A 20,454-nucleotide genomic window follows, 5' to 3' on the forward strand; every position below is an offset into this window, starting at 1 on the left:
AAGTCTAGCGAGGGCAGGCGGTCATCAACAGGATGTGCCGGGAGCGCCGTGGTGAAGGCGTCCAGGAGCGGAGCGGCGACTGCCTAGGCGCCGACGGCCTTTCGCCGTTCCCGCAGCAGCGCTTCCAGAAACTCGGAGACATGCACAGGCGCCTCCACCCGGAACTCAGCCTGGGTGAAGTCCAATCCGACCTTGACGCCCAGGTCCCCGCGGATGAGGCTGCCCAGGGCGTCCTCGTCCGTGGTGTCGTCGCCGGCGAAGACGACTGCGGTGGCCCCGGTGGCCTGGCGGAGGAATGAGATCCCCTCGCCTTTGGAGGCGTGCACGACGGCGGTTTCCAGCACACGGTTTCCGGTCTTGAGGAAGACGCCCGCGCGGTCCTGCAGAGCGGCCTTGGCGGCCGCCACGGCATCCTCGGCGACGTCGTCGGCGGCCAGGCGGGTATGCAGCACGACGCCGGCGGGCTTGTCTTCGAGCAGGGTGCCGGGCGCGACGTCCACGATCTCGGCCAGGATCCGCCGCACGTCCGCGAGCAGTTCCCGCTGCGCGTCGTCGAGCTGGAGTTCGGTGGAACCGGGGCCCATCCAGACTTCCGCGCCGTGGCTGCCGATCAGCAGGGTGTTCTCCGGCGGCGAGGCGACCGCCCGCAGGCTGTCCAGGGCCCGGCCGGAGATGAGCGCCGTCGTCGTCCGCGGCAACTCCGCGAGGGCGGCGAAGGCGGCGGCCGAGCGGGGCAGTGCCCGGGCGTCCCCCGCATGGTCCACCAGCGGGGCCATGGTGCCGTCGAAGTCCATGGCCACCAACAGCTGTTCCGTGCCGGCGACGCGGTGCACGGCCGCCAGCAGTTCGGGGGAGAGGGAGAGGCTGGTCCGGGCTGGGTTGGGCTCAGGAGTCATCGCGGACCACCTTTTCCTTGAGCGCGCTGAGGAAGTCCGCGGACCAGAGGTCGACGTCGTGGGTGAGGATCTGCTTGCGCATCGCGCGCATCCGGCGAGCGGCCTCGGCGGGCTGCATGTTGACCGCCTTCATGATGGTGTCCTTGAGGCCGTCGATGTCGTGCGGGTTCATCAGGAGCGCCTGTTTGAGCTGGTCCGCGGCGCCGGCGAATTCGCTGAGCACCAGGGCGCCGTCGTTGTTGGTCCGGGCCGTGACGTATTCCTTGGCGACCAGGTTCATGCCGTCGCGCAGGGCGGTGACGAGCATGACGTCGGCGGCCAGGTACAGGGCCACCATTTCCTCGATCGGGTAGCTGTGGTGCAGGTACCGGACGGCGGTGTTCTGCATCGTGTCGTAGGTGCCGTTGATGTGGCCGACGGTGCCTTCCACTTCTTCGCGCAGCAGTCGGTACTGTTCGACGCGTTCGCGGCTGGGGCTGGCAACCTGGATCAGGGAGGCGTCCTCCACCGTGACCTTTCCGTCCTGCAGGAGTTCCTCGTAGGCCTTGAGCCGGTGCCGGATGCCCTTGGTGTAGTCCAGCCGGTCGACGCCCAGCAGGATGGTCTTGGGGTTGCCGAGGTCGCGGCGGATCTGCTTGGCGCGCTCGATGATCTCCGGCTTCCGCGCCAGTTCACTGATCTGCTTCACGTCGATGGAGATCGGGAAGGCCTGCGCGCGGGCAATGTGCGTGGTTTCGCCGTCGGCGCCCTTGACGTGGACCTGCTGCTGTTTGACGCTGGCCCCGAGGAAGCGGCGGGCGGAGCGCATGAAGTTCCCGGCGTCGCTGCTGCGCTGGAAGCCCACCAGGTCCGCGCCCAGGAGCCCGTCGATGATTGCGCGGCGCCACGGCAGCTGCGCGAAAATCTCCGGTGGCGGGAACGGGATGTGGTTGAAGAAGCCGATCTTGAGGTCCGGGCGCGCCTCGCGGAGCATCTTGGGGACCAGCTGCAGCTGGTAGTCCTGCACCCAGACAGTGGCGCCCTTGGCGGCATGGCGGACGACGGCGTCGGCGAACCGTTTGTTGACCTTGCGGTACGAGTCCCACCAGGCGCGGTGGAACTCGGGAGGGGCGATCACGTCGTGGTAGAGCGGCCAGAGCGTGGCGTTGGAGAAGCCCTCATAGAAGAGCTCGATATCCCGCGTGCTGAGCTGGACCGGGATGAGGTCGATGCCGCCGTGGCTGAACGGCTCGAGGTGCTCGTCGGGGGCGCCGTGCCAGCCCACCCAGGCGCCGTCGGTCTTGGTCATCATCGGCGCCAGCGCGGTCACCAGGCCGCCGGGGGAACGGCGCCAGCCGTCCTCGCAGCCGGGCTCATCCGGGGAGCACCGGTCGACCGGCATGCGGTTGGACACCACCATGAAATCGAAGGTGGCGCCTGGCTCCGACGCGTTGGCGTGCATTTCGGTGGCGGGCTCGGTGTGTTGCCCCCCGTCGGCTGTCTGTGCAGTCTCCTGCTCGGCGCGCTGCTCAACGCTCTCGGTTGCTTGCATTGGTGCCCCCTGGGGTCGCTTGTGGCTCTCATCCACCCTAGCCGGGCGGAATCTTCTGTGCTATTCGTCCGTTGGGCACACGGAAGGAAACTTGAAAGCGCAAGCTCCTCAGGTTTCTCCCCTAAAATGATGAAGTTGCCACCCAGTGGACCATCCCAGGCCGATCGACACGAGGAACCAATGAGCGCCGCAAACGAACCCCGTCAGTCCAAAGCGGAGCGCACCGCCGCGGCCCGCGAGAAAGCCCGTGAGATCCGCGAGGCGCAGCTGAAGAAGGAAAAGCGCAACAAGCTGCTCATCGGCTGGGGCATCGTGGCCGCCGTCGTCGCCATCATCGTGATTGTGGCCCTGGTGGTCACCTCGAACATCAAGAACAACGCCCCGGTAGCCGACTCCGGCCCGACGCCGGCCAACGGCAACGTCCACGGCGGCGTCACCCTGCTGGCCAACACCGCAGTGGCGAAGACCGAACCGGCCACCGTCAATGTCGCGGACCTGCCCTCGCCCGCCGCGACGCCTCCCGCCGACATCAAGGCACCCGGCGCCGAGGCCGAGGCCGGCAAGCCGGTCAAGGTGGTCCTCTACATCGACTTCATCTGCCCGGTCTGCAAGAACTTCGAGGCGCAGTACAACCCCACCCTCACCAAGCTGCGCAACGAGGGCAAGATTACGGTCGAGTACCGTCCGCTGGGCTTCCTGGACAGCCGCTCCAGCACCAATTACTCCTCGCGGGCCGCCAATGCCGCGGCCTGCGTCGTGAACGAATCCCCGGAAAAGTACTCGGACTTCGTTGACGCCCTGTTCGCCAAGCAGCCGGCCGAGGGCACTGCGGGCCTCTCCGACGCGGAGCTCAAGACGATGGCGACCGACGTCGGGGCCAAGAGCATCGACAAGTGCGTGGATGACAAGACGTACCGCCCGTACGTGAAGTACACCACCCAGGAGGCGGCGGCCATCGGTGTCACGGGTACGCCGACGGTCTTCGTCGAGGGCAAGCAGTGGGGCAAGGGCGCCAGCGCGCAGACCCCGTTCGAGCAGTTCCTGCAGGCCGCGGTGGACGCCAAGAAGTAACCGCCGCACGAAACAGCAGCCCGGCCCCGGATCCGTCCGGGGCCGGGCTGTCTCGTTTCCGGCATTTTTCTCCGGCGGGGGTCCGTGGGCTACCCTTATCTAGCAGTCAGCGTCGGGCCGGATTTTCGGTCAGGCGACGACGGCGGATTGCCTCCTTAGCTCAGTTGGCCAGAGCACCGCTCTTGTAAAGCGGGGGTCGTCGGTTCGAATCCGACAGGGGGCCCCACGAACCCCTCCGTCCCGGCGATTTTGCCCGGGATGGAGGGGTTTTTTGTGCGCTTGGAGCCTGCCTGCGCCGCCGTTTCGACGGTTCCCTGCGCACTCGATGCTTCTCAACGTCGAGTGCGCAGGGAACCGTCGAAACGGGTCCCTGGGGAAGGCCGAGTTGAGCTGCCAGGGCTGCTGACCGAGGAGGCAAGCCTCAGGGAGGAGGTGCCCCGGAGCCGCCGCCGCTGCTTCGCCGCCGGAGCAGCCGCACTGCCCACGCGACAAGCAACGTCACGCCCTGCACCACAGCGGCTGCAGCCACTAGGAGTAGCAGGAAGACCGTGATATTCCAGCCCTCGAGTCTCATGGAGCTGTGATCCTGATCCCGGCGACCGCCCCGGTCCAGGCGCCGTCCGGGTGGACGCGGGTGAGCTGGGCGCCGACGGGCCCTTCCGCCAGCTGAACTACCTGCGTCTGGGTCCGTGAGCAGTCAACCTCGAATACCGTATGCTCGGTTCCGCTGTCCGTGTCCTGGGAGAGGTAGATCTGGGCATGCGGAATGCCGACGCAGGCCATGGTGACAGTATGCTGACCGGCCGACGGGACGGCCGCAGCCTTGCTGAATCCCACTCCCGGACCGTCGGCGGGGCCCGAGTCGGCCAGGATCACAGGCCCGAAAGCCTTCGCCAAGCGCCGCTCCAGTTCCGCGTAGTTGCGCGCCTCCACCGCCAGGACATCGGGATCCTTCGTCGCAGTGCTGGGCGCCGCCCCGTGGCTTTGGCTAGCCGTGCGTTGCGGATCGCCCGGATCCTCGTAAGTGCAGCCGCCCAGGCCCGCGGCCAGCAGCAGGCTGATGGTGAATGCCGCAATGGAGCGGACTGCCTTCGTTCCCCCAAAACCAGACATGCGCCGAGTCTACGGCCCCATTCCGCCACTTCGACGGTTCCCTGCGGATTCGACGCCTTGAAACGTCGAATTGGCACGGAACCGTCGAACCGGCCACTCACCCGCTCCTCACCCGCCCCTCACCCCTCCGGACGGGTGGCCTCTTCCAGGATTTCCAGCAGGTGCCGGTAGGAGTGGCCGGTGGCCTTGGACATGCCCAGTTCGCAGGTGCGGTTCGTTGAGGCGTAGGCGTCGAACTCGCGTTCGTTGATTTCCCGGGCCTGCTTGTCCGTGGCGGAGTCGGTCAGTTCCGGGTGCAGCAGGCCGCGGTCGCCGGCGAAGGCGCAGCAGCCCCAGTTCAGCGGCACAAACACGTCCCCGGTCACGGCCCGGGCGATGTCCATCAGCGCACCGTTGGTCCCCAGCTGGGTGGAAGAACAGGTCGGATGCAGGGCCATGGATCCCACCGGCGCGGTGACGGTCAGTTGCCCGAGCACGTGCTGGTGCACGAACTCCACCGAGTCCACGAACCGCAGCCCGGCGTACCGTTCCCCGCCCTCGGCCGCGAGCCGCTTCATGGTCTCCAGGCCCTCGGTGCAGGAGGCGGCGTCGCACACCACCGGCAGCCGGCCCTGGCCGCTGGCCTCGTAAAGGCCGTCCAGGACCTTCGCGGACATCGCCGCGTAGCCCTGCGCGAAGCCCTTGGATTTCCACGGGGTGCCGCAGCACAGGCTGCCGATGTCGTCCGGAACGGTCAGCCCCACGCCGGCGCGCTCGCAGAGCTCCAGGAACGCCTGGGCCGAGCCCTTGGCGGGGCCGCCCGCACCGCCCTCAGCGCCACCGGGCGTGTCCGCGGGGCCGAACATGGTGCCGATGCAGGCGGGGAAAAACACGGCGACGCTGTCCGGGTCGCGCCGCGGCCGGCGCCTGGAGCCGCCGCCGGGCAGCACTGCGTCGTAGGCGGGAACGGTCTCCGCGCCCAGCAACGCACGGCCGACGGCGGTCGCTGCCTTGGCCAGCGGCGCGGGCATCGCCTTCGCCACGGTCAGGGCCACGCCGCCGCCGGACGTGACCGCGCCCCAGTGGTCCGCCGCGGCGCTCCAGCCGGCTTCCGCGACGGCGTTCGCGTTTTCCTTCCGCAGCCGCCGGACCAGGTCCCCGGTATTGATCAGCACCGGGCAGGCGGTGACGCACATGCCGTCGGCCGCGCAGGTCTGCACGCCGTCGTACTCGTAGTCCTTGCGCAGCCGGGCGGCCAAGGCGTCGTCGCCGCGCAGTTCCGCGGCTGCCATCTCGCGCCGCAGCACGATGCGCTGGCGGGGCGTGAGGGTGATGTCCTTGCTCGGGCAGACCGGTTCGCAGTAGCCGCACTCGACGCAGCGGTCCACCTCTTCCTCCACCGTCGGCGCCACCTTGAGGTTCTGAACGTAGGAAAGCGGCTCCTCCGCGAGCAGCACGCCGGGGTTGAGGAGATTGGCGGGGTCGATCAGCCGTTTGATCTCCTGCATGACTTCATAGAGCTCGTCGCCGTACTGGCGGCGGACGAACGGGGCCATGATGCGCCCGGTGCCGTGCTCGGCCTTGAGCGAGCCGCCAGCGCCGAGGACCAGGTCCACCATGTCGTCGGTAAACGCCTGGTAGCGCAGCAGCTGGGCGGGGTCGTCGAAGCGCTCGTTGAGCATGAAGTGGACGTTGCCGTCCTTCGCGTGGCCAAAGATCACCGAGTCCTCGTAGCGGTGTTCGGCGAAGAGCCGGGTCAGTTCGCCGCAGGTATCCGCCAGGGCTGCAACCGGAACTACGATGTCTTCCAGCAGCGCGTTGGTTCCGGAGGGGCGGGCGCCGGCCACCGTCGTGTAGAGGCCCTTGCGCACGTGCCAGAGTGCCGCGCGGTCTTTCGGGTCCGTGGTCAGCGCGAACGGCGAGGCCAGGTCCAGGGACGCGAAGAGCGGCTGCGAGTTGTGACGCTTGCCGGTCAGTTCCGCGGCGTCGGCGCCCTGGTGTTCCACCAGCAGCGCGGTGTGTCCCTCGACCGGGAGCGAACGGATGGCCGCGGGCGCGTCGGCAGCGAGCTGCGCGACCTTCAACGCGGCGGCGTCCATCAGTTCGATGGTCGCCAGGCCGGATGCCACCAGCTCGGGCAGGGCGGCCGTGGCTGCGGCGAGCGTGTTGAAGACCAGCAGCCCGGTGGCGACGGCGGGCTTGACCTCGACGGTGCGGAAGACCGCTTCCGCCACGAAGCCGAGGGTGCCTTCGCTGCCGATCATCAGGTGCATCAGGATGTCGACGGCGCGTTCGTAGTCCAGGAACGAGTTTACCCCGTAGCCCATCGTGTTCTTCATCGAGAACAGCGAGGTGATGGTGCGCACCGACTCCGCGTTTCCGGCCACCCGGCGGCGCAGCCGCAGCAGGCCCTCGTGGAGTTCCGGCTCCAGTTCGCGCAGGCGCGCGTCCGCGTCGGCGTCGGCGGTATCGATGACTGTGCCCGAGGGCAGCACCAAGACCATGGATTCCAGGGTGCGGTAGGTGTTGAACTCCGTGCCACAGGCCATCCCGGAAGAATTGTTGGCGATCACGCCGCCCACGGTGCAGGCGATTTCGCTCGCCGGGTCGGGGCCGAGTTTGCGGCCGAACGCGGCCAGGCGGGCGTTGACGCTGCGGATGGTGGCGCCGGGCTGGACGCGGACGCGGGCGCCGCCGTCGAGGACCTCAATGCCGCGGAAATGCTGGCGGGTGTTGATCAGCAGGCTGTCGCTGAGCGCCTGGCCGGAGAGGCTCGTGCCGCCGGAACGGAACGTGGCGGGCAGGTTGAGCTCGCGGCTGCGGCGCAGCAGATGCCCGACGTCGTCGGCGTTGCGCGGGGTGGCGACGCCCTGGGGGATCAGCAGGTAGTGGGACGCGTCGTGCGCCATGGCCCGGCGGTCCAGGTCCCTTGTGCTGACCGTGTCGAGGTTCAGCTGGTCGATCAGGGGCGCGGCGGCGGCCGTGGCGGTCATGCGGTGCTCCAAGGTGTTACGGGGTGGGAGGGGATTGCGGTGGGGTGGCTTCCTGCGCCCGAAGGTAGAACCACTCGATGTGTTCGCGCAGCAGGCGGCCCGCAAGCTCGCCGTCGCGCGCCCGGACGGCATCGAAGATGCCGTGGTGCTGGCTCCGTAGCTCGCAGAGGACATCCGGCCAGGACTCCATCGCGTCCATGGCGCCCTTGACGTAGCCGACGATGGAGCCGCTGAGGGAGTCCATCATCGTGGCGACGACGGCGTTCCCGGCGAGCGAGCTCAGCGCGACATGGAACCGCGCATCGAGTTCGTGGAAGGTCGCCCGGTCAATCCCTGGATTGTCCATGGCGTCCAGCAGCGCGGCAGCCTGCTCCAGCTCTTCCTCCGTGCCGCCGCGGGCAGCCCCGGCCTGGGCCGACCAGGTCTCGAGCAGGATGCGGGTCTGCACAATGTCCTCGACGGGCAGCCGGTTGCTGGCCACATGCAGGCGCAGGGCGGAGGACAGGCCCGCGGACGGATCGGAGATAACGATGGCCCCGGAGGTTGGCCCGGAGCCTACGGAGCTGCGCAGCACGCCCATGGCGTCCAGGATCCGGATGGCTTCGCGGACCGAGGCCCGGGAGATCCCGTAGCTTTCCGCCAGGGTCCGCTCGCCCGGAAGGCGGTCGCCGAGCTTGATCTTGCCGGAGCGCAGATCGGCCTCGATGTCCTGCAGGAGCGCGTCATAGGTACGACGGCGGGGGGCTGCTCCTGCTTCGGCGGCTGTCACGGGCTTTTCCTTCCGGGCGGGAGTGCGGGCCGTGGCGCGGCCCGCACTCTTGAGTGCGTGGGGGGCTGGCGGCTAAGGCAGCATCCAGCCCAGGACGGGGGTGGACTGCAGGAAGGCAAGGGTGCACAGGACCAGCAGGAGAGCCACGCTCCACCCGACCACCTTACGCAGGATCACCGACTCCTGGCCGTCAAGGTTGACGGCTGTCGCCGCGATGGCGAGGTTTTGCGGACTGATCAGCTTGCCCACGACGCCGCCGGAGGTGTTGGCGGCCACCAGCAGGTTCGGATCGATGCCGGCCTTCAGGCCCGCCGTCTGCTGCAGCTTGGCGAACAGCGCGTTGGCGGAGGTGTCCGAGCCGGTCACGGCGGTGCCCAGCCAGCCGAGCACGGGCGAGAGGAAGGCGAAGAAGCTGCCGGTGCCGGCCAGCCAGGTTCCGATCGAGACCGTCTGGCCGGAGTTGTTCATGACGTACGCCAGGGCGAGCACCGTGATGATGGTCAGCCCTGCCCAGCGCATCTTGAAGATGGTCCGTCCGATCTCCCGGACCGCGTCGCCGACCGAAAGGCGGAAGCGGCCGCCGTCGTCGTACTTGGAGTAAACCAGCGCCACCAGCAGCCCGGTGATCAGCAGCAGCGTGCCCGGGCTGGACAGCCACTGGAAGGTGTACACGGTGGAGGAGACCGGCTTGCCCTCGGCGTTGACCAGGGCGTCGTGCAGGATCGGCCAGGGAATCTTGATGTCCGTGGCGGCGAGGAACGCGGGCAGGTCGACCCCGAGCTTCCAGAGCTTGGCGATGCCGAACACGACGATCACGAGGAAGTACGGAAAGAGGGCCAGCCACGTGCGCGTCGGGGTAAGGCCGCCGTCCGTGGCCTTTTCGGCGGTCACGACGCCGGCCTTGCCGGCATCCTGCGAGCCGCTGCTCCGGGCGGCGGTGCCGCGGGCAACAGCGTCGGCGGCAACGCCAAGGCGCTCGCGGGCGGCCGCGCTGCCCTTCGGCTTCCACATCCGGAAGAACACCACGGCGGCGCCGAGGCCGACCAGCGAGGCCAGGATGTCGGTGAGTTCGTAGGAGAAGAAGTTGGAGCACAGGAACTGGGCGACGGCGAAGGAGCCGCCGACCACCAGCGCGGCGGGCCAGCAGTCCTTCAGGCCGCGGCGGCCGTCGATGATGAAGAGCAGGATCAGCGGCACGAAGGCGGCCAGCAGGGGAGCCTGGCGGCCCACGATGGAGGCGATGTCGGTCGCGTGCAGGCCGGTCAGTCCGGCGGCGGTCGTAATCGGGATGGCCATTGCGCCGAACGCGACCGGTGCGGTGTTTGCCACCAGCACGGCGGCGGCAGCACGCAGCGGCGGGAGACCCAGGGCCAGCAGCATGGTGGCGGTGATCGCCACCGGGGCGCCGAAGCCGGCGAGGGCCTCAAGCAGGCCGCCGAAGCAGAAGGCCACCAGAACGGCCTGCAGGCGCACGTCGCCGCCGCCGATCACGTCGAAGACGCGGCGCAGGTCCTCGAACCGGCCGCTGAGGACGGTCACCTGGTAAAGCCAGACGGCCATAACGACGATCCAGAGCACCGGGAAGGCGCCGAAGACCCCGCCCTGGGTGGCCGAAAGGATCGCCAGGCCGGCCGGCATGTGGAAGGCGGCGATGCCGACCACGAGGGCGGCCAGCAGGGCGAAGGCACCGGCCACGTGGGCCTTGGTCTTCACAACGGCCAGCAGGATGAAGAAGGTGAGCAGCGGCAGTAAGCCAACGATGGCCGACCAGGCCACGCTGTTCAGCACCGGGTCGGTGGTGGGGGTGAAGTGGTCCACGGAAGTTCCTCTGCGTTGAGAGACGACGAGTTCTTTGGTCAGACCACTGTGGTCGGACCATGAGAGTGTAGCGCAGATCTCATTCGGCGTGTGAGGGGGTTCACTTCCCCGTTCAGGTTGGGAGTGGCGGGCATCACGTGCTTTACTATGGTCAGACCACACACGTCGGCGCTGCTCGAAAGGCTGTCATGAGAATCGCTTTGTTCGCCACCTGCATCGTCGATGCGATGTATCCGCGCACCGCGCAGGCCACCGTGAGCATCCTGGAACGGCTGGGGCACGAGGTCGTGTTCCCGTCCGACCAGGCCTGCTGCGGGCAGATGCACGTCAACAGCGGCTACCTCCAGGAAGCCGTCCCGGTCGTCGCCAACCACGTGCGCGCCTTCGACACCGGGGACTACGACGTCGCCGTCGCGCCGTCCGGGTCGTGCGTCGCCTCGGTCAAGCACCAGCACCCGATGGTGGCCCGCTCCTGCGGGGACAGCGCGCTGGAAGCCAGGGCTGCCGCCGTCGGCGCCAGGACCTACGAGCTCTCCGAGCTGCTGGTGGACGTGCTGGGCGTGACCGACGCCGGCGCCCAGCTGGGCTCCTACTTCCCGCACCGGGTCACCTACCACCCCAGCTGCCACGGTATGCGCCTGCTCCGCCTCGGCGACCGCCAGGCCCGGCTGCTGCGCAGCGTCCAGGGAATCGAGCTGGCCGAGCTGCCCGAAGCGGACCAGTGCTGCGGCTTCGGCGGCACCTTCTCGATGAAGAACGCCGACGTGTCCTCGGCCATGCTCGAGGACAAGACCGCCAACGTCCGCTCCACCGGCGCCGAGCTGTGCACGGGCGGGGACGCCTCCTGCCTGATGCACATCGGCGGCGGCCTGTCCCGGCAGGGCAGCGACGTGACCACCCTGCACCTGGCCGAAATCCTCGCCAGCACCGCGGAAGCGCCGGCGTCCGTCACCGGCGAGGTACGCGTTTCCACCGGAAAGGCAACACGATGAGCACCTTCCTGGGCATGCCCTCCCTTCCCGTCTTCGGCACGGGTAACCTGCATGCCGCCGAATCGTTCCCGACGGCGGCGCACCGCGAGCTGGGCAACGCCCAGCTGCGCGCCAACCTCGGCCACGCCACCCACACCATTCGCGACAAGCGTCTCCAGGTCGTCTCCGAACTGCCCGACTGGGAACAGCTGCGCGACGCCGGATCCGCCATCAAGGAATCCGTGATGGCCCGGCTCCCGGAACTCCTCGAACAGTTCGAGCAGCACTTCACCGCCCGGGGCGGAGTCATCCACTGGGCGCGCGAGGCCGACGAGGCTAACGAAATCGTCGCGGGACTGATCCGGGACACCGGCGAAACAGAAGTGGTCAAGGTCAAGTCCATGGCCACCCAGGAGATCGGGCTCAACGAATACCTCGAACAGCAGGGGATCACGGCGTTCGAAACGGACCTGGCCGAGCTGATCGTGCAGCTGGACCACGACAAGCCCAGCCACATCCTGGTCCCCGCCATCCACAAGAACCGCACCGAAATCCGCGACATCTTCCTGCGCGAAATGCCCGGCGCGGACCCGGAGCTGACCGATAACCCCGCGGTGCTAGCCATGGCTGCCCGCGCGCACCTGCGCCGCAAGTTCCTCACGGCCAAGGTGGCCGTGTCCGGAGCCAACTTCGCGCTCGCTGATTCCGGCACCCTGGCCGTCGTCGAATCCGAGGGCAACGGCCGGATGTGCCTGACGCTGCCGGAGACCCTGATCACCGTGATGGGCGTGGAAAAACTGCTGCCGAGCTGGCAGGACCTCGAGGTGTTCATGCAGCTGCTCCCGCGCTCCTCCACCGGGGAACGGATGAACCCCTACACCTCGTTGTGGACCGGTGTCACCGAGGGGGACGGGCCGCAAAACGTGCACCTGGTGCTGGTCGACAACGGACGCAGCGCCGCGCTCGCGGACGAGCTTGGCCGCTCCGCACTGCACTGCATCCGTTGCAGCGCGTGCATGAACGTCTGCCCGGTGTACGAGCGGACCGGCGGCCACGCCTACGGCTCCACCTACCCCGGCCCGATCGGCGCCATCCTTTCCCCGCTGCTGACCGGCATCGAGTCGGAGGAAAACAGCTCCCTGCCCTACGCTTCCTCACTGTGCGGGGCCTGCTACGACGCCTGCCCGGTGAAGATCAACATTCCGGACATCCTGGTGCACCTGCGCAGCGTGGACGTGGACAGCAAGCGCGGAAAGAAGAAGCTGCCCAGCCAGATGGACGTCGGCATGAAGGCCGCATCCTGGGCGCTGTCCTCGGGGAAGCGGCTCGGGCTGCTCGAAAAGGGCCTTCCCGTGGGCCGCCTGGTGGCCGGTCCGGACAAAAAGATCACCAAGCTGCCCGGCATCGCCGCCGGCTGGACACAAAGCCGCGACATCCCGGCGCCGCCGCAGAGATCCTTCCGCGACTGGTGGGCCAAGGAACACCACGGCCCGGAATCCGGCGGCACCCCCGCGGATACCCACAACAACGCCCAGGACAACGCCCAGGACAAGGAAGACGGAGCATGAGCGCGCGCGAAGATATCCTCGGCCGGATCCGTTCCGCGCTGCGGGACGCACCCCTAGCACCGCAGATTCCGCGGGAATACCGCGCATCATCCGAGCTGGACCAGGATGCGCTGATCCATCTGCTGGTGGACCGTTTGGTCGACTACAAAGCCCGGGTCTGCGTGGTGGACGCGGCCGAGGTGCCCGTGCGGATCGCCGAACTGCTCGCGGACGCCCGCAGCTACGTCGTGCCGGCGGGGCTCGACGCCGGCTGGACCGCCGGCATCGGCTCCGCCCCCGGCGGCGATCGCCGCCGCGTGGATTCCGTCTCTGAGCCGCTGACCGTTGCCGAGCTGGACGCCACCGACGCCGTCGTGACTGCCAGCGCCGTCGCCGTCGCCGAAACGGGGACGATCATCCTGGACGGGAGCCCCAACCAGGGCCGCCGTGCCATCAGTCTCGTCCCGGACCACCACATCTGCGTCGTGAACGCCGCCGACATCGCCGGCATCCTCCCCGAGGCGCTGCGGCGGATCGACGGTACCCGGCCGCTCACCATGATCAGTGGACCGAGCGCCACCAGCGACATCGAACTTGAACGCGTCGAAGGGGTCCACGGTCCGCGCACCCTCGACGTGATCATCGTGCGGTAGTCGCGGCGGTCCTGACCAACGCCGCAGGAAGGAAGCGTCCGTGGCCTATTACTGCCATCACGTCTGGCACGACCTGGTCGGCCTCGTCGTGGAGGTCCGCAGGGAAGGCGCGGTGGTCCGCGAAGGACTCGTCGACGCCGCCATGGCGGATTCCTCCGCCCTCTGGATCGCCGCCGACGGATTCCAGGACCGGGTGCTGATCGAAGCCGCAGAGGGCTATGAGGTGTGGCTTGAACCCCGTCGGCTGGACGGCAAGTCCGCTTATCGGCTGGCTCAGAGCTGGCGGGCTCCCCGGAGGCCCGGAATGGCATCTTCCTTGGTGGGGAAGTAGCCGAAGAGGACCTGCCGGGGCTGCCCTCGAATCCACTTTCTGCCAGACGCGACGACCGCCGGCGGGACGTTCGGCCCTTGACCGTCCCAAGGTCGCGGCGAAGTGTAGGCCTATGACTGATTCACATCCGGAACTGACGCCGGACATCAAGTCCACCGACCTCGAGGAAAAGCCGACGGCGGTGCTGCGCGAGACCGTGCCCATGAATGCGCTGCGCGAATTCTTCGACCGCGCCTACCGTTCCGTAATGACGGCCGTGCAGCAGCAAAACGTCCAGCTGGCCGGGCCGCCGTTTGCCCTGTATCGCGGCATGCCCACGGACGTTGTCGACGTCGAGGCAGGCTTTCCGCTGGCCGCGCCGTATCCGGGCGGGGGAGCCCAAGGGGAAGAATCCGGCGTGACGGCGGGCACGCTGCCTGCGGGACGGGCGCTCGAGGCGATGCACGTGGGGCCATACGAAACCTTGCCGGAGACCTACAATGCCGTGATGGCCAGGATGCAGGCGGAGGGCCTCACTCCGGGCGACGCCATGTGGGAGTACTACCTCAGCGACCCCGCCACGGAACCGGATCCGGCGGTTTGGAAAACCCTCATCGTCTGGCCGGTGGCCTGAGCCTGGACGCAAACCGGCGCTAATCGGCGTCGATCTCTTCGAGGAGCTTCCGGGCTGCTTCGGCGATATCGTCGTGGCCGTGTTGCGCGGCCCGGCTCTCCAACGAAATGACGGCGCAGCGATGGACTTTCTTGAAGTCGCCGAAGGGAAAGGTCACGCTGCCCTTGGTTCCCTCGGAAGCGTCGGGGTCCACCCCCAGATGCCAGTGGGAGAACTCCGCGAATCCGTTCTTTTCGATAAACTTGTTCTCCTGCTCGGCTGACGGTGCGTGCTCGCTCCAGTCGTCCCGGGTGTCCCGCTGGACCTTCCCGTCTTTGACCAGTCGGCGGGCGAGGGAGAGCGCTTGTTTGTTCAGTTTCGTAGCCATCATTGCCTCCAGATTGACCCTGTCCGGCGACGCTTAATGTCGCTTTCACCACACTATTCTTCATCTCCAAGGATGATGCCCTAAACTGCTTCACTGAGGTGCCTGAAATGGCGCTGCGCAGCAACGAAAGTGAACCCCGCTATGGCTACCGATTACGACGCCCCACGCAAGACAGAAGAAGAGTCTCCCGCTGAATCGCTGGAGGCCCTACAGGCATCCCGTGGCGGCGGTGCCCAGACTGCTGTTATCGACGTCGACGAGAACGACACCGCTGAAGGCATCGACCTTCCCGGCGCCGACCTCTCCGGCGAAGAACTGACCGTCATTGTTGTTCCCGAGCAGTCCGACGAATTCACCTGTTCCTCCTGCTTCCTGGTCCGCCACCGGTCCCAGGTGGCCAAGGAAAAGAACGGCCTGAAGTACTGCCGCGACTGCGAAGGCTAAAGCCCTCCCGCCCGGACCCCCGGGCTCGTTTCGAGAATTTTGATTTACCCAAAGCAAAGCGCCGGACGCCCGCCAGGGCCCGGCGCTTTGCCGTACTCGCCCGCTGCCGAACCCAACTGACTCGCAGCAGGTGTCGTTTTGAACCCTCAAAACGACACCTGCTGCCGGCTAGTTGGGGCTAACGACCTCTCGTCAACCCAGACGGGCGGTTCTACTCTTGAGGTATCCGGGTGAGGTGGATGCCGGATGATTCGAGGGGGCGGCTGTCGTGACAAAATCCCATGCGAACAGGCTCACCGTCTGGCTGGTGGCCTTGCTGACGGCGGCCGGGCTGGGGCTCCTGGCGCCCGGGCCGGCCGCGGCGTCACCCTATTGCGGACTCGTGTGGGGATCGCTCGCCAAGGCCGACGCCGCCATGAGCCAGGCGAAGGTGGTCAACGTCCGGACTGGCCAGCACTACTGCTTCGACCGCCTCGTCATCGACCTCAACGGACCGGCGGCCGGCTACTCGGTGCGGTATGTGCCCCAGGTGGTGCAAGACGGTTCCGGCCTGCCGATCCCGCTGCGCGGCCAGGCCTTCATCCAGCTCACCGCCAACGCGCCGGCCTACGACGGGGACGGGAAAGCCACCTACAACCCGGCCAACAAGGCCGAGCTGAGCAATGTTGCCGGGTACCAGACCTTCCGGCAGGTGGCCTGGGCAGGAAGCTTCGAGGGATATACCAGCCTGGGACTGGGGGTGCGCGCGCGGCTGCCCTTCCGGGTCTTCACCTTGGCCGGGCCTGGCTCGGGCTCCCGCCTGGTCATCGACGTGGCGCACTTCTGGTGACCAGGCTCTGCTGAGCCTGTGGCGCCCGACGGCGGTATCGGCTACAGCGCGCCGAGCTCCGCCCGAAGCGGGTACTCCTTGCCGTCCAGCACGAGCTGGGTGCAACGCCCGCTGGCGGGGTTGAACACGATCGGTGCCATCAGGTTCACCGTGGTGGACGCGGGGGAGTGGTTGACCACCACCAGCACCCGGGGCGAATCGCCGTCGGCAAGCTCCAGGGCTTCCAGCGCGGCGGCCGGAAGCGGCGGCGTATAGCCGGGGACGAAGACTGCGGCGTCCGCAAGGAACAGCCGCACCGGCGTGGAGCCGGATTCGAGGGCGAACAGGCCAGGGGCGCTGTCGATGTTCCGCAGGGCGAAGTCGTGTACCTTCTCCAACCCCGGCATCGGGGCAGTGAAGGTCACCGGGGTGCTGCTGAGGACGGAGTTCATCGCAGGAAGTCCATCAAGGTGGGCTGCAGGACCTTCGCCGTGGCGGCCAAGGCCACCTGGTAGTTGGTCTCCTGTAGCTTCAGGTCCATGATCACGCTGCCGAGGTCAGCTTTTTCGATGCCGGTCCGCTGGGCGTCCAAGGAAGCCTCCAATTCGGTGTTGACGTTTCCGGCACGTTCCAGCTGTGCCTGCCGTGTTCCAATTTCAGCACGGCCGTTGACGATGTTCTTGAAGGCGGTGTCGACGGCGGCCACCCGCGGGTCGATATCGGTGCCGGTCCGCAGGTCGGCCGCCAGCTTGCCCACGATGTCGAAGACGGAACCGGTGCCGTTGCCGAAGATCGTGGCGCCGTCGGCGTCAACCCGGACGGTCTGGGTGGCGCTGATCCGCCGCTCCACCGCGCTGGCACCCGTGCCGTTAAAAGTCGGCGGCGTGCCGGTGTCACTGGGAATACTGGGGTTGCGTGGCGTGCCGGTGGTGAAGGCGCCAGCGGCGTCCGAGTTGCCGGCGAAGATGTTCCGGCCCAGATGCTGGGAGTTGGCGATCGAAATCAGGTCCGTCTTCAGCGACTCCAGCTCGGCGGCGATCGCGTCCTTGCCGGACTGGTTCAGGGAGCCGTTGCCGGCCATCACGGTGAGGTCCTTGACCCGGCGCATCACGTTGGTGGCCTGCTCCAGCGCAGAATCCGCAGCGGTCAGCCAGGTGTTGCCGTCGTCAATGTTCCGGCCGTACTGGGCATTGGCCGCCTGAAGGGACCGCGTCGCCAAAGCCTGGGCCGTAGCGGCAGGGTCATCCGAGGGGCGGGAGATTTTGTTCAGCGAGGTGGCTTTTTCTTGCAGCTCGGCCAGCTTTGCCTGCTGGAACTGCAGCGTCCGCTGGGCGCTCGCATTCATGGTCAGGTTTGTTACCCGGTTCAGCATGATTACCTTCCTACCAGTCCGGTGCGGTTGATCAGGACGTCCAGGGCTTCGTCGACGGCGGTCATCACGCGGGCCGCCGCCTGATAGGCGTGCTGGTTGGAGAGCAGGTTGACGTTTTCTTCGTCCAGGCTCACCGACGCCTGCGAGGCGCGGCTGGTCGCCGCGGACGCCTGGGCCGCGGTGGTCAGGGACTCGCGCTGCTGTGCGCCGCGGGACTCGACGCCGATCCCCGTAACGATGCCGGACCACAGCTTGTCCGGTGAGGCCGGTCCGGTACCAAGCTGGGAAATCTGGTCCGCGATGCTGGTGTCCAGCGCGCCCTTGTTCGGGGCCTTGAGCGCGATGTTGTCGGTGCTGGCGGGGGTTTTGAGCCCGAGAGCAGCAGGCCCGGTGGCGCTGACCGTGAAAAAGTCGACGTTGGTGGCGCCGGTTCCGGTTTGGCCGGAGCGGTGCACGGTGTTGACGGTCTGGGCGAGGGAGCTGGCGAGCTTGTTGTAAGACTCAGCTGCCTCGGCGATGACGCCGCCGTTGCCGCCGGCAGCCGGGGCCAGCACCGAGAGGGCTCCGGCGATTTCACCGCCGTCGGCGGAAGCCACTCCCGCCGGGTTCTTCCAGAGCAGTTGCACGGTCGATCCGAGGGCATCCCCGGCCTGGCTGCCGGAGAGTTCCAGTTCCCGCACGGAGGTGCCCATTACGAGGGCATTGCCGCCGACATGGACGTCCACTGTGCCATCCGGCTGTTCGCGCACGGTGCCGCCGGCAAGCCGGGAAATGGTTTCGGTGAGTTTGGCGCGGGCGTCGATGAGTTCGTTCGCGGATCCGCCAGACGCCAGGGTGGAGCGGATGGTGGCGTTGTAGGCGGCCACCTGGTTGGCGGCGGCATTGACGACGCTGACGGCGTCGGCAGCCTGCGCGCGGACACTGCTCCACTGCCCTTGAAGGGCCTGGTAGGCGGAGGAAATCTTGGTCGTGAGGGAGTTGGCGGCGTTCAGCAGCAGACCCTTGGGGCCGTCCTCGCCAGGCTGGTTCGCGGCACCCTGCCACGCGGACCAGAACCCCTGGAGGGCGGCGGAGATGCCGTTGTCGCCGGGTTCCTGCAGGGTGGCCTCGATGCCTTGCAGGGCCGAGGAACGTATCCCGGCGTAGCCAGCCTGCGCACTGGCGGAGCGGACGCCGGCATCGAGGACGCTGCTGCCAAGCCGCGCGATGGCGTCAACCGAAACGCCCTGGCCCACCTGGACCGTGCCGCCGCTGAAGAGTCCGCGGGCCGGCGCGGCCAGAGCGGACTGCTCGACGCGCTGGCGGGTGTATCCCTCGGTGGCGGCGTTGGCGATGTTCTGGCCGGCAACGTTCATGCCCTGCTGGGCAGCAGTCAGCCCGCGGTAGGCGGTATTCAGGGCGCCGAAGGTGCTCATGGTCGCTTCCTTAGAATTGCTTGTCGAAGATGCGGGAGCCGGCGGATTCCCCGGTCTTGCCGTGGGCGTCGTACGTGCCGGGAGTGGCCGGCCGCAGATCGGCGAGGGACTCCTGGGTGGAGCGGACCGCGGTGCGCAAGTACTGCTCATTCGCATCGCGCAGTTCCTTGATCAGGGCAGTCTGGCGGGTCAGGGCTGCGAGATGCGCACTGAGCACCTCGGCCCAGGCGCCCTCCGGGGCCGCCTCAGCAAGCTCGCCGAGCGTGGCATCGGTGGGCAGTCCCCACATTTCGGCGACGACGGCGGCTTCGATGGTGCGCGCCAGGCTTGCCTGGGAGAGGTGCCCCAGGACCTGCTCCACTTCCCGGGTGCCGTGGGGCAGCCAGCGGGACTTGCCGGAGGTGAGCAGCAGCTGCTCCTCTTCCAGCTTGAAAGTCAGAACGTCCAGAAGTTCACGCTCCCGCCACAGCAGGGCAGAAAGTTCGTGGATGGCCATGGTCCGGACGGCTCCCTCAGGTGTATGGATAATGCGGGCGAGTAATGCATGAGTGCAGAGGCGTTGCTGCATCGTGCGGACGGTGCAGCCTTCTGCAGGGTTCGTACAAACTATCGGCAGGATTTGCGCACCCGTTAGCAGGAATAAGGCTGATAACACGCGGATTCTGACGGCCGGGAAATTCCGAAAAGAATTTTGGATTTCTCCTTACCTGTGCAACCCAAGTGGCGATAGCTACTGCTGAAGGCCCACGGACGGGCCATCGCTTACAGTCCCACTCACGGAGGAAATACCATGGGCTTCGTTATCAACAACAACCTCGCGGCTAACAACTCGTACCGCAACCTCAACTCCACCCAGAACGATCTCTCCAAGTCCCTGGAGAAGCTGTCCACCGGCCTGCGCATCAACCGCGCCGGCGATGACGCAGCAGGCCTGTCCATCTCCGAGGGCCTGAAGGCACAGGTCACCGGTTCGGCCCAGGCCGCCCGCAACGCCCAGGACGGCATCTCGGTCATCCAGACCGCTGAAGGCGCCCTGACCGAGGTTCACTCCATCCTGCAGCGCATGCGCGACCTCGCTGTCCAGGGCGCAAACGACACCAACAACGCGGATGCTCGTACCGCTATCAAGACTGAAGCTGACCAGCTCGGCGGGGAACTGTCCCGCATCTCCGAGTCGACCAACTTCGGCGGCATTAACCTCTTCCAGGCCGGTACGGTTGCCGGTCCCGCGACGCTGAAGATTCAGGTCGGCGCCGAAGGTGATGCCACCTCGCAGATCACGGTCAAGAACGCCGATCTCAAGACGGCTCTCACCGACGTCGTAACCCTTGTCGGTGGAACGGTTGGCACCGCTGCGGCTGGTTTCACGGTCACCGATGCGACTACGGCGCAGACGACCATCGAAAACATCGATAAGGCGATCAAGAACATCTCGACCTCCCGTGCGGACCTGGGTGCCTCTCAGAACCGTCTCGAGCACACCATCAAGTCGCTGAACGTTGCCGGTGAAAACCTGCAGGCCGCTCAGTCCCGCATCGCCGACGTCGACATGGCTCAGGAAATGGTCAAGTTCACCAAGGCAAACATCCTGTCCCAGGCCGGCACCGCAATGCTGGCCCAGGCCAACCAGTCCAGCCAGGGCGTTCTTTCGCTCCTGCGCTAGGCAAATCCGGCAGTTTAGCAGTAGGGCTGCCACCGGCGATCGGACGAAGAGACACCCCCGATCATCCAGCTGCGGAGGGGCCGGACGATGGCAAAACCAT

The 20,454-nt window shown here is 67.3% G+C and carries 20 protein-coding genes and 1 tRNA gene; 10 read left to right on the forward strand and 11 right to left on the reverse strand.

Annotation, left to right across the window (positions count from 1 at the left end):
- Positions 1-83: 83 nt before the first annotated feature.
- Together otsB and AC1DH3_RS08675 are read right to left on the reverse strand one after the other, a co-directional pair.
- Positions 84-896, reverse strand: a complete 813-nt coding sequence (gene otsB / locus AC1DH3_RS08670; RefSeq protein ID WP_476893178.1) for a trehalose-phosphatase — start codon at positions 894-896, stop codon at positions 84-86.
- Positions 886-2,337 carry an alpha,alpha-trehalose-phosphate synthase (UDP-forming) gene (locus tag AC1DH3_RS08675; RefSeq protein WP_441418392.1) on the reverse strand — a complete coding sequence of 484 codons (1,452 nt, stop codon included), beginning with the start codon at positions 2,335-2,337 and terminating at the stop codon, positions 886-888. The genes otsB and AC1DH3_RS08675 overlap by 11 nt, the downstream gene beginning before the upstream one ends.
- Before the next feature lie 270 nt (positions 2,338-2,607).
- On the opposite strand from AC1DH3_RS08675, the gene AC1DH3_RS08680 reads away from it, so the two are divergent.
- The gene (locus AC1DH3_RS08680; RefSeq protein ID WP_441418196.1) at positions 2,608-3,498 is read left to right on the forward strand and encodes a DsbA family protein; all 891 of its coding nucleotides are present in this window, start codon (positions 2,608-2,610) and stop codon (positions 3,496-3,498) included.
- Positions 3,499-3,647: 149 nt separating this feature from the next.
- A tRNA-Thr gene (locus AC1DH3_RS08685) sits at positions 3,648-3,724 on the forward strand.
- Between the two features lie 344 nt (positions 3,725-4,068).
- Here AC1DH3_RS08685 and AC1DH3_RS08690 read toward each other — a convergent pair.
- The 4 genes from AC1DH3_RS08690 to AC1DH3_RS08705 form a co-directional block, all read right to left on the reverse strand.
- Positions 4,069-4,611, reverse strand: coding sequence for a hypothetical protein (locus AC1DH3_RS08690; protein WP_476909066.1), 543 nt, complete (start codon positions 4,609-4,611; stop codon positions 4,069-4,071).
- Between the two features lie 119 nt (positions 4,612-4,730).
- Positions 4,731-7,583, reverse strand: coding sequence for an FAD-binding and (Fe-S)-binding domain-containing protein (locus tag AC1DH3_RS08695; protein WP_476909067.1), 2,853 nt, complete (start codon positions 7,581-7,583; stop codon positions 4,731-4,733).
- 16 nt (positions 7,584-7,599) lie between these two features.
- A complete protein-coding gene (locus tag AC1DH3_RS08700) occupies positions 7,600-8,352 on the reverse strand; it encodes a FadR/GntR family transcriptional regulator (RefSeq protein ID WP_476909068.1) in 753 nt (250 codons plus the stop codon).
- Between the two features lie 72 nt (positions 8,353-8,424).
- Positions 8,425-10,170 (reverse strand): L-lactate permease, encoded by a 1,746-nt coding sequence (locus AC1DH3_RS08705; RefSeq protein ID WP_476909069.1) that lies wholly within the window; start codon positions 10,168-10,170, stop codon positions 8,425-8,427.
- A gap of 188 nt (positions 10,171-10,358) precedes the next feature.
- Between AC1DH3_RS08705 and AC1DH3_RS08710 the strand changes: the two genes are divergently transcribed.
- The 5 genes from AC1DH3_RS08710 (at position 10,359) to AC1DH3_RS08730 (ending at position 14,285) form a co-directional block, all read left to right on the forward strand.
- Positions 10,359-11,162, forward strand: coding sequence for a (Fe-S)-binding protein (locus AC1DH3_RS08710; protein WP_476909070.1), 804 nt, complete (start codon positions 10,359-10,361; stop codon positions 11,160-11,162).
- Positions 11,159-12,709: a LutB/LldF family L-lactate oxidation iron-sulfur protein gene (locus tag AC1DH3_RS08715; RefSeq protein ID WP_476909071.1), complete on the forward strand. Its 1,551-nt coding sequence runs from the start codon at positions 11,159-11,161 to the stop codon at positions 12,707-12,709. Before AC1DH3_RS08710 ends, AC1DH3_RS08715 begins: the two co-directional genes overlap by 4 nt.
- Positions 12,706-13,341, forward strand: coding sequence for a LutC/YkgG family protein (locus AC1DH3_RS08720; protein ID WP_476909072.1), 636 nt, complete (start codon positions 12,706-12,708; stop codon positions 13,339-13,341). The genes AC1DH3_RS08715 and AC1DH3_RS08720 overlap by 4 nt, the downstream gene beginning before the upstream one ends.
- Before the next feature lie 40 nt (positions 13,342-13,381).
- Positions 13,382-13,672: a hypothetical protein gene (locus tag AC1DH3_RS08725; protein ID WP_476893170.1), complete on the forward strand. Its 291-nt coding sequence runs from the start codon at positions 13,382-13,384 to the stop codon at positions 13,670-13,672.
- A gap of 112 nt (positions 13,673-13,784) precedes the next feature.
- Positions 13,785-14,285, forward strand: a complete 501-nt coding sequence (locus AC1DH3_RS08730; RefSeq protein ID WP_476909073.1) for a GyrI-like domain-containing protein — start codon at positions 13,785-13,787, stop codon at positions 14,283-14,285.
- A 19-nt stretch (positions 14,286-14,304) separates the two neighbouring features.
- Here the strand turns inward: AC1DH3_RS08730 and AC1DH3_RS08735 are convergent, their stop codons facing one another.
- Complete coding sequence (locus AC1DH3_RS08735; RefSeq protein WP_476909197.1) at positions 14,305-14,652, reverse strand: hypothetical protein; 348 nt, start codon at positions 14,650-14,652, stop codon at positions 14,305-14,307.
- 141 nt (positions 14,653-14,793) lie between these two features.
- Here AC1DH3_RS08735 and AC1DH3_RS08740 point away from each other — a divergent pair, with 141 nt between their 5' ends.
- A complete protein-coding gene (locus AC1DH3_RS08740) occupies positions 14,794-15,096 on the forward strand; it encodes a DUF4193 domain-containing protein (RefSeq protein ID WP_056741192.1) in 303 nt (100 codons plus the stop codon).
- Between the two features lie 268 nt (positions 15,097-15,364).
- A complete protein-coding gene (locus AC1DH3_RS08745) occupies positions 15,365-15,925 on the forward strand; it encodes an AMIN-like domain-containing (lipo)protein (protein ID WP_476909074.1) in 561 nt (186 codons plus the stop codon).
- 41 nt (positions 15,926-15,966) lie between these two features.
- Here AC1DH3_RS08745 and AC1DH3_RS08750 read toward each other — a convergent pair whose 3' ends face one another.
- Genes AC1DH3_RS08750 through AC1DH3_RS08765 form a run of 4 tightly spaced genes read right to left on the reverse strand, consistent with a single transcriptional unit; the run spans position 15,967 to position 19,187 of the window.
- Positions 15,967-16,356 (reverse strand): flagellar assembly protein FliW, encoded by a 390-nt coding sequence (locus AC1DH3_RS08750; RefSeq protein WP_476893167.1) that lies wholly within the window; start codon positions 16,354-16,356, stop codon positions 15,967-15,969.
- A complete protein-coding gene (gene flgL / locus AC1DH3_RS08755; RefSeq protein ID WP_476893166.1) occupies positions 16,353-17,276 on the reverse strand; it encodes a flagellar hook-associated protein FlgL in 924 nt (307 codons plus the stop codon). The genes AC1DH3_RS08750 and flgL overlap by 4 nt, the downstream gene beginning before the upstream one ends.
- 2 nt (positions 17,277-17,278) lie before the next feature.
- Positions 17,279-18,691 carry a flagellar hook-associated protein FlgK gene (gene flgK, locus AC1DH3_RS08760; RefSeq protein WP_476909075.1) on the reverse strand — a complete coding sequence of 471 codons (1,413 nt, stop codon included), beginning with the start codon at positions 18,689-18,691 and terminating at the stop codon, positions 17,279-17,281.
- A gap of 10 nt (positions 18,692-18,701) precedes the next feature.
- The gene (locus AC1DH3_RS08765; protein WP_441418211.1) at positions 18,702-19,187 is read right to left on the reverse strand and encodes a flagellar protein FlgN; all 486 of its coding nucleotides are present in this window, start codon (positions 19,185-19,187) and stop codon (positions 18,702-18,704) included.
- A 294-nt stretch (positions 19,188-19,481) separates the two neighbouring features.
- Here AC1DH3_RS08765 and AC1DH3_RS08770 point away from each other — a divergent pair, with 294 nt between their 5' ends.
- Positions 19,482-20,354 (forward strand): flagellin N-terminal helical domain-containing protein, encoded by an 873-nt coding sequence (locus AC1DH3_RS08770; RefSeq protein WP_476909076.1) that lies wholly within the window; start codon positions 19,482-19,484, stop codon positions 20,352-20,354.
- Positions 20,355-20,454 lie beyond the last annotated feature (100 nt).

Source organism: Arthrobacter sp. 05L428 (genome assembly GCF_056397665.1).

Bases quoted from the DNA above. Each gene is read 5' to 3' on its own strand.
- otsB (WP_476893178.1), bottom strand. From the start codon at position 896: ATGACTCCTGAGCCCAACCCAGCCCGGACCAGCCTCTCCCTCTCCCCC.
- AC1DH3_RS08675 (WP_441418392.1), bottom strand. From the start codon at position 2,337: ATGCACGCCAACGCGTCGGAGCCAGGCGCCACCTTCGATTTCATGGTG.
- AC1DH3_RS08680 (WP_441418196.1), top strand. From the start codon at position 2,608: ATGAGCGCCGCAAACGAACCCCGTCAGTCCAAAGCGGAGCGCACCGCC.
- AC1DH3_RS08690 (WP_476909066.1), bottom strand. From the start codon at position 4,611: ATGTCTGGTTTTGGGGGAACGAAGGCAGTCCGCTCCATTGCGGCATTC.
- AC1DH3_RS08695 (WP_476909067.1), bottom strand. From the start codon at position 7,583: ATGACCGCCACGGCCGCCGCCGCGCCCCTGATCGACCAGCTGAACCTC.
- AC1DH3_RS08710 (WP_476909070.1), top strand. From the start codon at position 10,359: ATGAGAATCGCTTTGTTCGCCACCTGCATCGTCGATGCGATGTATCCG.
- AC1DH3_RS08715 (WP_476909071.1), top strand. From the start codon at position 11,159: ATGAGCACCTTCCTGGGCATGCCCTCCCTTCCCGTCTTCGGCACGGGT.
- AC1DH3_RS08720 (WP_476909072.1), top strand. From the start codon at position 12,706: ATGAGCGCGCGCGAAGATATCCTCGGCCGGATCCGTTCCGCGCTGCGG.
- AC1DH3_RS08730 (WP_476909073.1), top strand. From the start codon at position 13,785: ATGACTGATTCACATCCGGAACTGACGCCGGACATCAAGTCCACCGAC.
- AC1DH3_RS08735 (WP_476909197.1), bottom strand. From the start codon at position 14,652: ATGGCTACGAAACTGAACAAACAAGCGCTCTCCCTCGCCCGCCGACTG.
- AC1DH3_RS08740 (WP_056741192.1), top strand. From the start codon at position 14,794: ATGGCTACCGATTACGACGCCCCACGCAAGACAGAAGAAGAGTCTCCC.
- AC1DH3_RS08750 (WP_476893167.1), bottom strand. From the start codon at position 16,356: ATGAACTCCGTCCTCAGCAGCACCCCGGTGACCTTCACTGCCCCGATG.
- flgL (WP_476893166.1), bottom strand. From the start codon at position 17,276: ATGCTGAACCGGGTAACAAACCTGACCATGAATGCGAGCGCCCAGCGG.
- flgK (WP_476909075.1), bottom strand. From the start codon at position 18,691: ATGAGCACCTTCGGCGCCCTGAATACCGCCTACCGCGGGCTGACTGCT.
- AC1DH3_RS08765 (WP_441418211.1), bottom strand. From the start codon at position 19,187: ATGGCCATCCACGAACTTTCTGCCCTGCTGTGGCGGGAGCGTGAACTT.
- AC1DH3_RS08770 (WP_476909076.1), top strand. From the start codon at position 19,482: ATGGGCTTCGTTATCAACAACAACCTCGCGGCTAACAACTCGTACCGC.